Below are 15547 nucleotides of genomic sequence, written 5' to 3' on the forward strand. Positions count from 1 at the left end.
CGCGGACGCATGCGCTGCGTATGAGGCATGCGTCCGCGGCGGGTCGATCAGAGGTCGCGCAGGCTGTCGGCGATGCCGTCGTCGCCAACGACCAGCAGCTTCAGGGTGTTGGTGCCACCGCCGCGGCCGATGTGGTCGCCGTGGGTCAGGATGACGCGGTCGCCCTTGGCCAGCTTGCCCAGCGCGAACAGGTGCTGGAGCGCGGCGCGGGCGGTGTGTGCGGGATCGAGGTTGCCCTGCTCGAAGTCCACCGGCTGCACGTCGCGCAGCATCAGCATGCGGCGGCGGGCCATGTCCGAGGGAGACATCGCATAGATCGGGACCGCGAAGCGATAGCGCGACAACCACTGTGCGGTGGCACCGGACTCGGTCAGCGCCACGATGGCGCGGACACCCACCTGGGCGGCGAGCGACATGGCGGCCAGCGCGATGGCCTGGTCGCTGCGATCCAGCGACTGCACGTCCGGGCGCAGGTCGCCGCGCGGCTCGAACTGGCGCTCGGCACCCAGGCAGATACGGCGCATGGCGGCCACGGCCTTGTCCGGGTGGGCACCGGCGGCGGTCTCTTCCGAGAGCATGACGGCGTCGGTGCCGTCGATCACCGCGTTGGCCACGTCCAGCACCTCGGCGCGGGTGGGGATGGGCGCGCGCACCATCGACTGCAGCATCTGCGTGGCGGTGATCACCGAGCGGTTGCGCTGCACGGACTCGCGGATGATCTTCTTCTGCAGACCGGGAAGTTCGGCGTCGCCGATTTCCACGCCCAGGTCGCCACGGGCGACCATGACCACGTCGGAGGCATCGATGATCTCGCCCAGCACCGGGATGGCGTCGGCGCGCTCGATCTTGGAAACGATGGCGGCATCGCCACCGGCTTCACGCATGAGACGGCGGGCCTCGTGGAGATCGTCGGCGCAGCGCACGAACGACACGGCGAGGAAATCGGCGCCCATCTCGGCGGCCAGCTTGATGTCGTTGCGATCCTTGTCGGAAAGTGCCGAGACGCTGAGGCCGCCACCCTGGCGATTCAGGCCCTTGCGCGCGGAGAGGCGACCGCCGATGACGACGCGGGTGCGGATTTCGGAACCCGAAATTTCCAGTACCGACAAGGCGATAAGGCCATCGTCCAGCAGCAGCACGTCGCCCGGCACCACGTCCCGGGGCAGGTCGTAATAGCTCACGCCCACATGGGTCTGGGTGCCGGCCGGCGCGTCCGGACGGCAATCGAGCGTGAAGCTGTCACCGGCCAGGAGGTCGATCGGGCCGTCGGCGAACTTTTCGATGCGGATCTTCGGGCCCTGCAGATCGGCCAGGATGCCGACCTCGCGACCGACCTTCTCGGCGGCGGCGCGCACGGCGGCGGCGCGGGCGCGGTGGTCGTCCGGCACGCCATGGGAGAGGTTGAGGCGGACGATGTCCACGCCCTCTTCGAGGATTTTCTCAAGCATGCCCGGCGCGTCGGTGGCGGGACCGAGGGTGGCGACAATCTTGGTGCGGCGAACCTGGATATCGGTCATTGCGTATCTACCTTGTCTTCGAATTCGGGACGCGGATCAGTCCAGCGTCTTGTTGAGCAGGTCGGCGAGACGCTTGCCTGCCTCGCGCAGGCGGGTCTCCGCGACCGGAAGCTGCTTCGCCACGTAGGCGTCGTCGATGCTGTGCGAGTCGGGATAGAAACCGTCGGTGGCCACGATCGAGCAGGATTCCTCCGCCCACTGGGCGTAGGGATTGTCCAGCGGTGCCTGCGGCTTGGGTAGCTGCACCGGCCCCTGCGCGGCCAGGCGGTCGGCGTAGGCGGGCCATTTCAGGTCGCGGGTGTAGAGCATCTTCGAGTCCCACACGCTGTGCAGGTTGGTGCCCTTGCCGTCGAACTGCACCTGGTAGTCGTTGCCGCCCTTGTCGTCACGGTTGCCGGCGTGCAGCGGCTGGTGCACGTCGCCCACGAAATGGACGACGAACTTCAGCGCCTCGGCCCGCTCGGCCTGCGACTTGTGGCGGTCACCCAGGATGGCGACGTACTTTTCGAGGCCGCCCACGACGCATTTTCCGTCCGCGCAATCGCGGGCGGGCACGTAGTGGCACTTACCGTCCACGAAATCCATGTAGTGCAGCGGGCCCGTGGCCTTGCCCAGCGCCTTGGTGGCGGGGTCGTCGCGGAGGCGATCGGGCCAGCTGGCGATGTCCGGAAGGGGATCGGCGGTGCCGGTATCCCCGAGCAGGCGCTGGATTTCCGCCTTGGCGGTGGGGTCCAGCTGGCGCCAGGCCAGTTCGGCGACGATCCGGTGGCCGATGTCGCCCCAGGCATGGACACTGGCGAAGGCCGGGAGGGCGAGGGCCAGCAGGGTGGCGATGGTGCGGCGCTTATGAACGGCGTTCATGGACAGGTAAACGTTTCCGGACGGGGCGAACGCCCAAGTGTGCCACAGCCGGACGAGCACACGGATGACAAATCGCGGCGGTGCAGCAAGCCGGCCCCTGCGACGTTCCGCTACCATGGAGGTTTACGCCACCTGCCCTTACCTCGTTAGCAAATCCCACCCGGAGGCTGCACATGACCATCAAGGTCGCCATCAACGGTTACGGTCGCATCGGTCGCAACATCCTGCGTTCGCTCTATGAGTCGAAGAAGAACGGCCAGGACATCCAGATCGTCGCGATCAACGATCTCGGCAACGCGGAAACCAACGCCCACCTCACCCAGTACGACACGGCCCACGGCCGTTTCCCGGGTGAAGTCTCGGTCGACAACGGCGACCTGATCGTCAACGGCGACCGGATCAAGGTCTTCGCCGAGCGCGATCCGTCCAAGCTGCCCTGGGGCGAGCACGGCGTCGACGTGGTGCTGGAATCCACCGGCTTCTTCACCTCCAAGGCCAAGGCCAGCGCCCACATCGCCGGCGGCGCCAAGAAGGTGATCATTTCCGCGCCCGGCGACAAGGACGTGGACGGCACCTTCGTCATGGGCGTCAACGACGACAAGCTGACCTCGAAGCTGGAAGTGATCTCCAACGCCTCCTGCACCACCAACTGCCTGGCGCCGCTGGCCAAGGTGCTGCACACGAAGATCGGCATCGTGCACGGCCTGATGACCACGATCCACGCCTACACCAACGACCAGGTGCTGACCGACGTCTACCACTCGGACCTGCGCCGCGCCCGTAGTGCCACGCACAGCCAGATCCCGACCAAGACCGGCGCCGCCGCGGCGGTAGGCCTGGTGCTGCCGGAACTCAACGGCAAGCTGGACGGTTTCGCCATGCGCGTGCCGACCATCAACGTGTCCGTGGTCGACCTGACCTTCACCGCCGCACGCGCGACGACCAAGGAAGAGATAGACGCTGCCATCCATGAAGCCGCCAACGGCGCCATGAAGGGCATCCTGGCCGTCAACAGCGCGCCGCTGGTGTCGATCGACTTCAACCACAACCCGCACTCGTCGATCTACGACTCGACGCAGACGCGCGTGATGGAAGGCACCCTGGTGAAGGTCCTCTCGTGGTACGACAACGAGTGGGGCTTCTCCAACCGTATGCTGGACATGACCAAGGCACTGATGGCCGCCAGGTAAAGCGTATCGCGGAATGCTTCCCGTACATGGGAGCATGCCGTGCTCGACGCTCCCAAAGGCCCGCACGGCGACGTGCAGGGCCTTATTCGTGCAAGCACCCCGGGAACGACCTTTTCAATGACGACAATACCGTCAAATGTGAATTGGCCGTTACAATTTTATGTCAACGCCCACTATGGTTGAGCGTTCTCAGGGACGGGGCTGTAGGGAGTCGTTGAAACGTGAAAGCAGGAAAAGCTCGCCGGGCGAGCGGGACATGGGGACGCAGGGTTGCCGCCGTGGCGTTGCGACTCCTTCTTGGCACCTGCGTGGTACTCGTCGGCGAGACCATCTTTCGCGGCTCGCGGGACACCGCCAGCTGGGCCGTGTCCGCTGGCGCCGCCTTACTTGCCAGCATCGTCTACGTGGCGTTGTGCGGCTGCGCGCTAGAATTATTGTGCAGCATGCCTACCGCGTTTTCCCTGCTGGCGGCGGTCTTCTGGATGTACTCGTTCGCGGACGGGGCTAAGCTGGCAAAGCTCGGAATCCCGGCAACGCCGTCAGACCTGCTGCTATCGCAGCAGTATCTCGAAGTGTCGTACATGATGTGGGGGCCGTTCGCGTACGTGGTCGCGGTTGTAGCCGCGTGCCTATTGCTGACGGCCCTAGTCTGGGCATGGAAACGCACCACCGGCCGACACTCCGCGCGACGCTGGGCGACCATCGCACTCCGCGTGATGTGCCTGATATTTGTCGTGTTCGTGGTCGCAGTTCCGGACTACAACGTCCATGGAACGCGCTTCAGGCGCAGCCCGATCGCCGACCGTCTGGACAAATGGGGCATCCACAATCTGAATTTCGACCCGGCGGCAAACACCCGCGCAAACGGACAACTCCTCAGCTTTCTGATGAATGCGCGCTCCGCGACGATCCATCCTCCCCTAGGTTACGGCGAGGCGATGATAAGGGCCGCGCTTACACCGGGCATCGATTCGACACAGGAGACCCCGTCCCTCGGTCGGGATGAAGCGCCCGATGTCGTGATCATCATGAGTGAAGCGTTCTGGGACCCGACGAGGCTGCCCGGTCTGCGCTTTGAGGATCCTCTGCTCGCCGCCGCGGATACGACCCAGCGTGGCACGATGTTCTCGCCGGTTTTCGGGGGCTACACCGCCAACACAGAGTTCGAGCTGCTCACGCGGATATCCAATGGGACGCTTCCCGCGGGAAGCATCCCTTATGTCCAGTACGTAAGGCGCCCGATGAACTCGCTCGCGATGGACTTTCGTCGCGCAGGCTATTCGACCACGGCCCTGCATCCATTCGATGGAAACTTCTGGAACCGACGGAATGTATACCGTAATCTCGGCTTTCAGGCGTTCCGGGACAAGGACGCCTTCCTTCATCGCGATATGACGGGCCCCTTCATCAACGATCATGCCCTCGCTGGCGAGATCGATGCCACGCTGGATTCAGGGACGGGGCCACACTTCGTCTTCGCCGTGAGCCTGCAGGGGCATGCCCCGTACACAGGCGGGATGTATCGCTATGCCAGCCGTGTCGCCGTGCACGACGACACCGGACACCTCAGCGACGACGCAATCGATCAGCTGAGTACGTATGCGTCAGGTGTCAGGGATGCCGTACAGGGGTTCAATGAAGTGGTGGCCCACGCCAGGAGATCCCGTAGGAAGACCATGGTCGTCATGTTCGGCGACCATCTGCCGAGCCTCGGCGACCATTACATGGTCTACCGTCAGGCAGGTCTGCTGGGCAGTAGCAATCAGAGCGCGTGGAGCGACCTGGACGAGGAGCACATGCACAGCGTACCGTTGCTGGTGTGGAGCAATGTCGGGGCAAGCATGGACCTGCCGACTCGACCGTTCAGCCCCATCTATCTGGCCGGTCGGATCAAGCGAGAGGCTGGCCTTCCGGCGGGGCCGCTGGACATCATGCTCGAGCGCATGGAACACGCCTATCCGGTCGTTTCCCAGGCGTATAGCCGTGATGCCGCGGGGCGCACCGTGCGAGGGATGCCTGCGAACGTGTCGCTTGTGAACAACTATCGCGCAGTGTGTTACGACCTGCTCCTTGGCCGCGGATTCACCGAGAACATTTTGCATCCAGGCAAATCCGACGAGGACCACGCAAACGACCTCAAGCGGGTCAGTGATGCGCTCGGTCCTGACGTGGGCCCACTTTTTCGACACAGCCCATAACTAGAGGTAAGGTCGCTTCACCCACCGGCCCGATCGGGCCCCGGAGCAGCGATGAAGAAGTCGCGGTTTACCGAAGAACAGGTCATCTACGCGTTGCGCCTGGCGGAGTCGGGAACGCTGGTCACGGACGTATGTCGGCAGATGGGCATCAGCGAGGCCACCTTCTACGTCTGGAAGAAGAAGTACGCTAGCCTGGGCGTGGCCGAGCTTCGCCAACTGAGACAGCTGCAGGAGGAGAACGGCCGCCTGAAACGACTGGTCGCCGACCTGACCCTGGACAAACAAATCCTGTCGGAAGTCATTCGAAAAAAAATCTAAGGCCAGGCCGCCGCCGGGACGTTGCTGATTGGGTCCATGAGCAATTTCAGGTGAGCGCCCGACGCGCATGCGGACTGGCCGGGATTCAGCGCGCGACGTGGTACTACAAGAGCCAGGCCAAGGACCAGTCGGCACTGCGCATGCGCATCCGGGACCTGGCTCAGGCCCGACCTCGCTTCGGCTACGAGCGCATCACGGTGATGTTGCGTCGCGAGGGCTGGGCCGTCGGCCGCAAGCGCGTGCATCGACTCTACTGCCTGGAAGGGTTGCAGCTGCGCATGCGTCGTCGCCGGCGCAAGGTCATCAGCTTGCATCGGGGGCCGACGGCCGCTCACCAATACTGGGCGATGGATTTCGTCTATGACCAGCTCGTCAGCGGAAAGCCGTTTCGGGTGCTGACGGTGATCGACAAGTGGAGTCGTGAGAGTATCTTGCTGGAGGCCGATTTTTCGTTGAACGGTCGACGTCTCATCGAGGCCTTCGAGCGGCTCGGTCCGCAGCATCCGCTGCCCCGGGCGATCACGGTGGACAACGGGACCGAGTTCACCTGCAAGGTCGTTGACGAATGGACCTTCAACCACGGCATCCACTTGGACTTTATCCGCCCGGGACGTCCGACGGAGAACGGTATGATCGAATCATTCAACGGTCGCTTGCGCGACGAATGCCTCAACGTCCATGCGTTCGAATCGATCGAGGATGCGCGGCACAAACTGGAAGCCTGGCGCAACGACTACAACCAGCATCGACCCCACGGATCGCTTGGCCATATGACCCCGAGCGAGTACGCACTTAAAGGTCAGGAAGCAACGTCAACAGCGGCCCGACTCTAGTTTAAACGTGTATGAAAAATGGGACGACGTCACACTTCAGGAAATTCCAGTTATCAGTGGAACTGATTAGCGGGGGGTCGACAGTTCCTTCTGAAGATCCGAGCTGCCTTCGCCGGTAATCCGCGATGAACCTAAAAACTTTCGACTTTGTAGGGATTCCCCTACAGCTAAATCGGCATCTACCGACAGACTTGACACAAAAGTCGCAGGATGATCGTTGAGCTCGCGCCACGCGAGCTTTCGAATCAGGGGCACTAAGTGAAGCATTCTCTCTTGACAGGCTTGATCGGTCTTGCTGTAGCTTGCTCTGCGAACGCACAGACACTTTCATTTACCACCGTCTCCGCCAGTGCGAGTGGCAGTTCACCATCGTCGGCAGAGTCAAATGCCGCATCCTTAGCGGGCTTTGCGTGCCGGTCATTGAACCAAGGCATGGCGACCGGCTTCCCATCATTTCAAACCGTTGGATCCGGCTTCGCTTGGTCATCAACTGCAAGATTGACCTGCCAATATCTTGCAACCACCCCCGTGGCTCAGAAACCTGCCGATCTTTACTGGATAAACACAGTCAACACGGGTTCGGGCAGAACGGAGGTGCATGTCCTCGACGCTGGATCGGGTTACACGACATACAAACTTCATGCAGCGACAGCACTTGCACTAGGCAACACCGATCAGTGGTCGTTCGCCCTTGGGGATGCAAATGGCGACGGAAAAACCGACGTCTATGCAATAAGCAGGTACGGCAACGGCACACCGAACGTTGAAGTACATATTCTGGACGGGTCGACTAACTACAGTACTTTCCTCGGACACTACTCCACCGGACTCGGTGCAGTCCAAGGGGGACTTGCCTTTACGTTCGACATTGGCGACTACAACAACGACGGAAAGCCCGACCTTTATGTTTTTCAGAAGGCAGGAGGGGCAAGCGGGCACACAGAGGTACATATCTTCAATGGAGCCGATGGCTTCTCGACCAGATTGTTAGATGCAGTTATGCCAATGGCGCCGACCGGATCAGACGATGCCTGGGAGTTCCACGTGGCCGCTAACGCAGGCAACAATGGAAAGCCAGATATCGTTGCCATCGCAAAGCAGAATGGTGCTAGCACTGAGGTGCACGTCGTCAGTGGCTCGAGTGGTTACACGGCTTATTCATTGGAAACCGCAACAGCACTTGGCCTTACCGGAACGGATTCGAAGTGGGTATTCGGTGTCAAAGATTACGACAACGACGGAAAAATAGACCTGTTTGGGTTAAACAAAGTGGGTACGAATGGTGCAGAGGTTCATGTACTCAAGGGCTCGGCATTCCAGGAATATCTTGTTCATGCCGCAACCCCGATAGGTGCGTTGGGAACCGACACCTCGCAAACACTGCTCATAAATCACTGAAGATGGCACGGATACCCTTGCGGGTAAGCAGTCATATGCGCCGCATATCCTGCTACTCGGCATACAGTATCGACCAGACCTGAAAGTCGCCCCACAAGTTACACCTTAGAACTTGTGGGGCGTTTCCGTGATTAAAGCTTGAATATGTCAAGTATCAGCGCTGCTCTATCACCTGCTCGATCGCCCCGAAGATACTGACGCCAGCCTGGTCGACCACGTCGATCTTCACCGTATCCCCGAACGACAGGAACGGCGTACTCGGGCTACCGTCGCGCAGGGTCTCCACCGTGCGCTGCTCGGCCAGGCAGGACGCACCCTTGCCGGTGTCCTCGTTGGCGATGGTGCCCGAGCCCACCAGCGTGCCAGCGGTCAGCGGGCGGGTCTTCGCCACATGCGCAACCAGCTGCGAGAAATCGAACTGCATGTCCACGCCGCACTCGGCCTCGCCGAACCACTGGCCGTTGATCCAGGTGCGCATGGGCAGGTGCAGCTTGTCGTCCTTCCAGGCGTCGCCCAGCTCGTCGGGAGTGACAAACACCGGGGACAGCGCGGAGCGCGGCTTGGACTGGACGAAGCCGAAGCCCTTGGCCAGTTCGCCGGGAATCAGGCCACGCAGCGAAACATCGTTGACCAGCCCTACCAGCTGGATATGGCCGGCGGCCTGCGCGGGCGTCACGCCCATGGGCACATCGTCGGTGACGACCAGCACCTCGGCTTCCAGGTCGATGCCGAAATCCTCACTGGGCACGACCACGGGATCGCGCGGACCGAGGAAACCGGCGCTGGTGGCTTGGTACATCAACGGATCGGTATAGAAAGACGCGGGTACCTCGGCGCCGCGGGCGCGACGCACGCGCTCCACGTGCGGCAGGTAGGCGCTGCCATCCACGAACTCATACGCACGCGGCAGCGGTGCGGCCAACCGCGCCATGTCCAGCGCGAAGGCACCGTCCGCCCTGCCCTCATTGAGGTCTTCGGACAGCGCGTTGAGGCGCGGTGCCAGGGTGTTCCAGTCGTCCAGCGCTGCCTGCAACGTAGCCGCGATGCCCGAGGCCTTCACGGCGCGCGACAGGTCGCGGCTGACGACGATGAGCGTGCCGTCGCGGCCGCCTTCCTTCAACGAAGCGAGTTTCATGCGTTTCCTTTAAACGATCAGACCGTGGGCGGCGTGAAGTGCTTCTTCAGGTCGCGCCAGCAGGCGTAATAGTCGCCTTGCAGCGCGCCGGATGCCAGCGCCTGTCGCGTCGGCCGGATGACCTTGCGCGTTTCGAACATGAAGGCCATGGTGCCCATGATGTGGTCCGGGTGCGATACGTCCGCCGCGGAGGCCTTCTCGAAGCTGGCCGCATCGGGGCCATGGCCGCTCATGCAGTTGTGCAGGCTGGAGCCGCCGGGCACGAAGCCGCCGGCCTTCGCGTCGTAGGCACCATCGATCAGGCCCATGAACTCGCTAGCCACGTTGCGATGGAAATACGGCGGGCGGAACGTATGCTCCGCCACCAGCCAGCGCGGCGGGAAGATCACGAAGTCCATGTTGGCCGTGCCGGGCGTGTCGCTGGCCGAGGTAAGCACGGTGAAGATCGACGGGTCCGGGTGATCCACGGCGATGGAGCCGATGGTGTTGAAGCGGCGCAGGTCGTATTTGTACGGCGCATAGTTGCCGTGCCAGGCCACCACATCCAGCGGCGAATGATCGATGGTGGCCGACCACAAGGCGCCCTGGAACTTGGCGACCAGCGAAAAATCCCCGTCCATGTCCTCGTAGGAGGCGACCGGGGTCAGGAAATCGCGCGGATGGGCCAGGCCGTTTGCACCGATGGGGCCGAGGTCGGGCAGGTGCAATAGCCCGCCGAAGTTCTCGGCGACATAGCCACGCGCCTCGCCATCCGGCAACTCGACCAGGAAGCGCACGCCGCGCGGCACGACCGCAATCTCCAGTGGCTGGACATCGATTACGCCCAACTCGGTGCGGATGCGCAGGCGACCCTGCTGCGGGACGATCAGCAGCTCGCCGTCGGCGTCGTAGAAATAACGCCCCTGCATCGAGCGATTGGCACAGTACAGGTGGATACCGATGCCCGCCTGCTCTTCCGCGCCGCCGTTGCCGCCCATGGTGACCAGGCCGTCGAGGAAATCCGTCGGTGCGGAAGGCATCGGCAGCGGATCCCAGCGCATCTGGTTCGGCGTAGCGGGAGCTTCCTGGAAGCGGTTGTGGAACGTCGGATGCCCGAGCTCGGCGAACGGCGAATGCTGGGCCGCCGGGCGAATGCGATAGAGCCAGCTGCGCCGGTTGCTATGGCGCGGTGCGGTGAACGCGCTACCCGAAAGCTGCTCGGCATACAGCCCATGCGCCACCCTCTGGGGCGAGTTCTGGCCGACCGGCAGCACGCCGGCGACGGCTTCCGTGGCGAACTCGTTGCCGAAACCGGTCTGGTAACCGTGGGTATCGTCGGTATGGCTCATCGTGGTGTCCTGTGTCGATGACAACCTGCGTGGGTGGAACCTGCATGGCCGAGACACGACCTGCATGGGCAAACCGCGGGGTCGGGAGAACGAAACCCCATGTAGGAGCGCACGATGTGCGCGAAAAGCTCTACGCCGTGCCCTGGAGCTGCCGCGGCAGCTTGGAGGGTTACGCGAAGATACATCGCGCACATCGTGCGCTCCTACGTGCGTTTTTTCGCACCCGGGCTTTTTTAGAGCACGCCGCGGCGCATCTGGTCGCGTTCGATGGACTCGAACAGCGCCTTGAAGTTGCCGTTGCCGAAGCCTTCGTTACCCTTCCGCTGGATGATCTCGAAGAAGATCGGGCCGATGTTGTTCTGCGTGAAGATCTGCAGCAGCAGCTTCTTCTTGGTCTCGTCGTCGGCGTCGATCAGCAGCTTGTTCTCCTGCAGCCGGGCGATATCCTCGCCGTGATCCGGCACGCGTACGTCGATCACCTCGTAGTAGGTATCCGGCGTTTCGAGGAACGCCACGTCCTGCTCGCGCATCGCCTCCACCGAGGCATAGATGTCGTCGGTGAACAGGGCGATGTGCTGGATGCCTTCGCCGTTGTATTCACGGATGTACTCGTTGATCTGCGACTTTTCATCCGACGACTCGTTCAGCGGGATGCGGACCATGCCATCCGGCGCGGTCATCGCCTTGGACACCAGGCCGGTCTTGGCGCCCTTGATGTCGAAGTAGCGGATCTCGCGGAAGTTGAACAGCCGCTCGTAGTAGTCGGACCACTTCTGCATATTGCCGAAGTGCAGGTTGTGCGTCAGGTGGTCGATGAAGGTCAGACCGAAGCCCTTCGGGTGGCGATCGACACCCGGCAGCCACTCGAATTCACCGTCGAACACGTCGCCCCTGGCGCCGTAGGTGTCGATGAGATAAAGCGCGCAACCGCCGATGCCCTGGATCGTCGGAACGTCCAGCGCCAGCGTGTCGGCCTTGAGCATAATCTTCTCGGCACCGTTGGAAAGCGCGGTGGCCTGCACATCGGTGGCGGGGCGATTGAAACGGATCGCGAAACCACAGGCGCTGGGGCCGTGCTCGGCGGCAAAATCCGACGCGAACGAGTTGGGTTCCTCATTGACGAGGAAGTTGCACTCGCCCTGGCGATACAGGGTAATGGCCCTGGTGCGGTGCTTCGCCACGGCCGTGAAGCCCAGCCTCGGGAACAACGTATGCAGCAACGCGGCATCCGGCGCGGCAAACTCGACGAACTCGAAGCCGTCGACACCCTGCGGGTTCTCGAAGGTGGTGACTTCCATACCGATATTGGGCTGGGCGCTCATGGGCGATACTCCTGGCGTGGGCACGGCTCGGGCCGTCTGCCCTCCGTTATAGTTTCACTTGTAACCATTTGCAAGGATCAGCGCACTAATGACTTTCGAACCCGTCCCGGCCCATGCGCCCCTGGAGCTGGAACACTTCCTGCCCTACCGCCTGTCGATCCTGTCCAACACGGTCAGCCAGTCGATCGCGGCCGAGTACGAGGGGCGCTTCCAGCTCAGCATGACCGAGTGGCGCGTGATGACGATCCTGGCCCGTTTCCCGGAGATTTCCGCGCGGGAAGTGGTCGAGCGCACCGCCATGGACAAGGTGGCCGTCAGCCGCGCCGTGGCCCGCCTGGTCGAGAAAGGCCGCGTAGACCGCGGCACGCACGACGACGACAAGCGCCGCTCCGTGCTGCAGCTGTCCGACGCCGGCTGGGCGATCCACGACGAGGTGGCCCCCATGGCTCGCGCCCACGAGCGCGAGCTGCTGGCCCGCCTGAACGACGCCGAGCGCGCGCAGCTCGACACCATCCTCGACAAACTCCTCCACCCGGCGGGGCCGGCCGGGTCGGCGGCGGCCGCAGGCTCGACGTCGACCAAGGGGTAGGAGCGCACGCACGTGCGCGAACCCTCACCGTTGCTATGGCGACGGAGGCCGCGCTTCACATCGGGCCAGGCGGTTCCAGGCGTCGAACGAGCGGATACAGGATGCATGGAAGCGCTCGCTCGTGCGGGCGGTCGGCATCTGTCGCGCGGTGCAAGGGTGAGGGTTCGCGCACGTGCGTGCGCTCCTACACACCCCAGGCACCTTGCAAGGACGCCGGTACCTGGGCGCGCGCCCGGGCCTGGCGTCGTGGGGGTGTTATTTCACCCCGTGCATCAAGCGGTTGATCAGTGGGGCGATGAGGAACAGCAGGATGCCCGAGCCGATCAGCAGTTCGAAGCTGAAGGTGAAGCCGGACAGCGCGGAGCCGATGGTGATGCCGGTCTCGCCGCTGATGTGGCCGGCCAGCAGGCCGGACAGGTTGTTGCCGATAGCGGTGGACAGGAACCAGCCACCCATCGCGAGGCCCACCACGCGCAGCGGGGCCAGCTTGGTGACCATCGACAGGCCGATCGGCGAGAGGCACAGCTCGCCGATGGTCTGCATGACGTAGCACACGGCCAGCGGCCAGAAGGGAATGAGATTGTCCGCGCCCACGAGGCGGGTCAGCGCATACATCAGCACCAGGAAGCCCAGCGCATTGAACATCAGGCCCAGGCCGAACTTGCGCGGGATGGAGGGTTCCTTGCGGCGTGTCGCCAGCAAGCCCCAGCTCAGGGCGACGACGGGGGCAAAGACGAGGATGGCCGCGGAGTTGAGCGACTGGAACCAGCCGGTGGGGAACTCCCAGCCGCCGAACATGCGCCGGTCGACGATGTTCTGGGCCAGGAAATTCAGCGAGCTGCCGGCCTGCTCGAAGAACATCCAGAACAGCACGTTGAACGCGAACAACAGCAGCATGGCGATGACACGGTGGATCTGGATACGGTCGTGGCGCACCGCCTCAAGCACCAGCATGATCGCCACACCGATGAACAGCACGCCGAGCAGCCAGGCGATCAGCACCGCCCCGGCGTAGGCCATGAGCAGGTAGACCAGCGGGATGGCGACAAGGATACCTACCAGCACCGCGCCCAGGTTCTTTCCGGCGTGGCGCTCCGGCGGCGGAACGCCCACGCCCTTGAGCTGTTTCTTGCCGATCAGGAACCAGATGAAGCAGATGACCATGCCGACGCCGGTGGAAGCGAACACGGCGCGGTAATTGTCCTGCAGAGGCGTATCCGTCGCCACCGAGGCGATCCAGCCGGTCACCAGCGGGGCGAGGAAACCGCCCATGTTGATGCCCATGTAGAAAATGGTGAAGCCACGGTCGCGACGGTCGTCGCCCTGGCGGTAGATCTGGCCGACCAGCGAGGAAATGTTCGGCTTGAACAGGCCGTTGCCGACGATCACCGTGGCCAGCCCGGCCAGGAACACCTGCTGGTTGGGCACCATCACCATGAACAGGCCGGCTCCCATCACCACCGCGCCGACCAGGATGGAACGCTGGTAACCCAGTATCCGGTCGGCTATCCAGCCGCCGAACAGGGCGGAGGCATAGACCAGCGCCAGGTAGGCGCCGTAGGTGCGGCTGGCGTACCCCTGCCCCGCCTGGTCGCCCTTGAAGAACTCCGCCACGATGTAGAGCGTGAGCGCCCAGCGCATCCCGTAGAACGCGAAGCGCTCCCAGAATTCGGTCATGAACAGCATCCACAGGGGGCGCGGATGGCCCATGGTCTGCGGGTAGTCGGGCACGTCGCGTACCTGGCCGGGGGCTGTCGGAGTCATGGCTTCCCTTGTGAACGGTGCAAGCAGCGTGTTTAGCGGGAGGGGGGCCTTCGCGTCAAATCCCGCCGCCGCGATTCACGTGCCGGGGGGTAGGAGCCCACGCGAGCCTGGGTTCGTGCAATGGCCAGCCCCAGAGGGTGGTCAGGTGCCCAGGATGGTGCGGACCTCGATCAGCTCGGGGAAGAAGCTTTGCTCCAGCGCCTTGCGCAGGAAGGCCACGCCCGAGGAGCCGCCGGTGCCGGCGCGGAAGCCTATGATGCGCTCCACCGTCTTCATGTGGCGGAAGCGCCAGAGCTGGAAGGCTTCCTCCACGTCCACCAGTTGCTCGCTGAGGTGGTATTCGGGCCAGTGGTGCGCCGTGTCCTCGTAGATCCGCTTGAACACCGGCAGCAGCGACGGCTGGCTGCGCCAGGGCTGGGTGAGGTCGCGCTGCAGGATGTCCGCGGGCACCGCATGGCCGCGGCGTGCCAGGTAGCGCAGGAACTCGTCGTACAGGCCCGGGGCCTCGAATACCTTGCCCAGCCGCGCGTGGGCCACCGGATCGTGCTCGAACACGCGCAGCATGTCCGCGTGCTTGTTGCCCAGCAGGAACTCCACGATGCGGTACTGCAGCGACTGGAACCCCGACGACGGGCCCAGCACGTCGCGGAACTGCAGGTATTCGGCAGGGGTGAGGGTTTCCAGCACCGCCCACTGCTCGTAAAGCTGGCGCTGGATCTGCTTGACCCGGGCCAGCACCTTGAGGGTGCCGTCCACGTCGTCGGCGCGCAGCCGCACCAGCGCCGCGTCCAGTTCGTGGATCATCAGCTTCAGCCACAGCTCCGAGGTCTGGTGCTGGACGATGAACAGCATCTCGTCGTGGTGGGCCGGCTGGCTGCGCGGCTGCTGGGCGGAAAGCACCTGGTCGAGCTTCAGGTAGTCGCCGTAGGTGAGGCGGCCGTCGAGGTCGGTACGGATGCCCGGTTCGATCTCGCGCTGGGGAGGGGTCATCGAAAGTTCTTTCCACATGAGGGGTGCCAGGACCCCGCAACCCGCGCCACAGCGCCGTTCCGGGGCAGCCACGGCCGGTTCCATGCTGCGCCGTGCCTTGCCGG

General features: G+C 63.5%; 12 protein-coding genes. 5 read left to right on the top strand and 7 right to left on the bottom strand.

Translation table 11 applies throughout. The features are described 5' to 3' along the window. Nucleotides 1-47: 47 nt before the first annotated feature. Together pyk and AB8808_RS17385 are read right to left on the bottom strand one after the other, a co-directional pair. Complete coding sequence (gene pyk, locus AB8808_RS17380; RefSeq protein ID WP_354514679.1) at nucleotides 48-1517, bottom strand: pyruvate kinase; 1470 nt, start codon at nucleotides 1515-1517, stop codon at nucleotides 48-50. A gap of 36 nt (nucleotides 1518-1553) precedes the next feature. Next, nucleotides 1554-2378 carry a S1/P1 nuclease gene (locus tag AB8808_RS17385; RefSeq protein ID WP_369930809.1) on the bottom strand — a complete coding sequence of 275 codons (825 nt, stop codon included), beginning with the start codon at nucleotides 2376-2378 and terminating at the stop codon, nucleotides 1554-1556. Nucleotides 2379-2551: 173 nt separating this feature from the next. Between AB8808_RS17385 and gap the strand changes: the two genes are divergently transcribed. The 4 genes from gap to AB8808_RS17405 all read left to right on the top strand — a co-directional run bounded on the left by gap (nucleotide 2552) and on the right by AB8808_RS17405 (nucleotide 8315). After that, nucleotides 2552-3568 carry a type I glyceraldehyde-3-phosphate dehydrogenase gene (gene gap, locus AB8808_RS17390; RefSeq protein WP_369930810.1) on the top strand — a complete coding sequence of 339 codons (1017 nt, stop codon included), beginning with the start codon at nucleotides 2552-2554 and terminating at the stop codon, nucleotides 3566-3568. Nucleotides 3569-3846: 278 nt separating this feature from the next. Further along, nucleotides 3847-5766, top strand: a complete 1920-nt coding sequence (locus AB8808_RS17395; protein WP_369930811.1) for an LTA synthase family protein — start codon at nucleotides 3847-3849, stop codon at nucleotides 5764-5766. Nucleotides 5767-5817: 51 nt separating this feature from the next. Next, nucleotides 5818-6917 (top strand): IS3 family transposase gene (locus AB8808_RS17400; RefSeq protein WP_369930812.1). Its coding sequence is split into 2 segments (ribosomal slippage): nucleotides 5818-6079 and nucleotides 6079-6917, totalling 1101 coding nucleotides; the frame shifts between segments, so codons are not numbered across the junction. Nucleotides 6918-7349: 432 nt separating this feature from the next. Further along, entirely contained in the window at nucleotides 7350-8315 is a 966-nt protein-coding gene (locus AB8808_RS17405) for an FG-GAP repeat domain-containing protein (protein WP_369930813.1), read from the top strand. Between the two features lie 154 nt (nucleotides 8316-8469). Here AB8808_RS17405 and AB8808_RS17410 read toward each other — a convergent pair whose 3' ends face one another. From AB8808_RS17410 to hppD, 3 genes are all read right to left on the bottom strand, one after another. Beyond that, the gene (locus tag AB8808_RS17410; protein ID WP_369930814.1) at nucleotides 8470-9450 is read right to left on the bottom strand and encodes a fumarylacetoacetate hydrolase family protein; all 981 of its coding nucleotides are present in this window, start codon (nucleotides 9448-9450) and stop codon (nucleotides 8470-8472) included. A 17-nt stretch (nucleotides 9451-9467) separates the two neighbouring features. Further along, the gene (hmgA, locus tag AB8808_RS17415; RefSeq protein WP_369930815.1) at nucleotides 9468-10778 is read right to left on the bottom strand and encodes a homogentisate 1,2-dioxygenase; all 1311 of its coding nucleotides are present in this window, start codon (nucleotides 10776-10778) and stop codon (nucleotides 9468-9470) included. Between the two features lie 233 nt (nucleotides 10779-11011). Next, on the bottom strand, nucleotides 11012-12100 hold the full coding sequence (gene hppD / locus AB8808_RS17420; protein WP_369930816.1) for a 4-hydroxyphenylpyruvate dioxygenase: 1089 nt from the start codon (nucleotides 12098-12100) through the stop codon (nucleotides 11012-11014). A gap of 88 nt (nucleotides 12101-12188) precedes the next feature. On the opposite strand from hppD, the gene AB8808_RS17425 reads away from it, so the two are divergent. Beyond that, nucleotides 12189-12689 (top strand): MarR family winged helix-turn-helix transcriptional regulator, encoded by a 501-nt coding sequence (locus tag AB8808_RS17425; RefSeq protein ID WP_369930817.1) that lies wholly within the window; start codon nucleotides 12189-12191, stop codon nucleotides 12687-12689. Nucleotides 12690-12944: 255 nt separating this feature from the next. On the opposite strand, the gene AB8808_RS17430 is transcribed toward AB8808_RS17425, so the two are convergent. Continuing rightward, on the bottom strand, nucleotides 12945-14453 hold the full coding sequence (locus tag AB8808_RS17430) for a peptide MFS transporter (RefSeq protein WP_369930818.1): 1509 nt from the start codon (nucleotides 14451-14453) through the stop codon (nucleotides 12945-12947). 141 nt (nucleotides 14454-14594) lie between these two features. Then, nucleotides 14595-15443, bottom strand: coding sequence for a tryptophan 2,3-dioxygenase (locus AB8808_RS17435; protein ID WP_369930819.1), 849 nt, complete (start codon nucleotides 15441-15443; stop codon nucleotides 14595-14597). Nucleotides 15444-15547 lie beyond the last annotated feature (104 nt).

This window comes from Xanthomonas sp. NCPPB 2632, assembly GCF_041228075.2.
Classification (GTDB): Bacteria; Pseudomonadota; Gammaproteobacteria; order Xanthomonadales; family Rhodanobacteraceae; genus Luteibacter.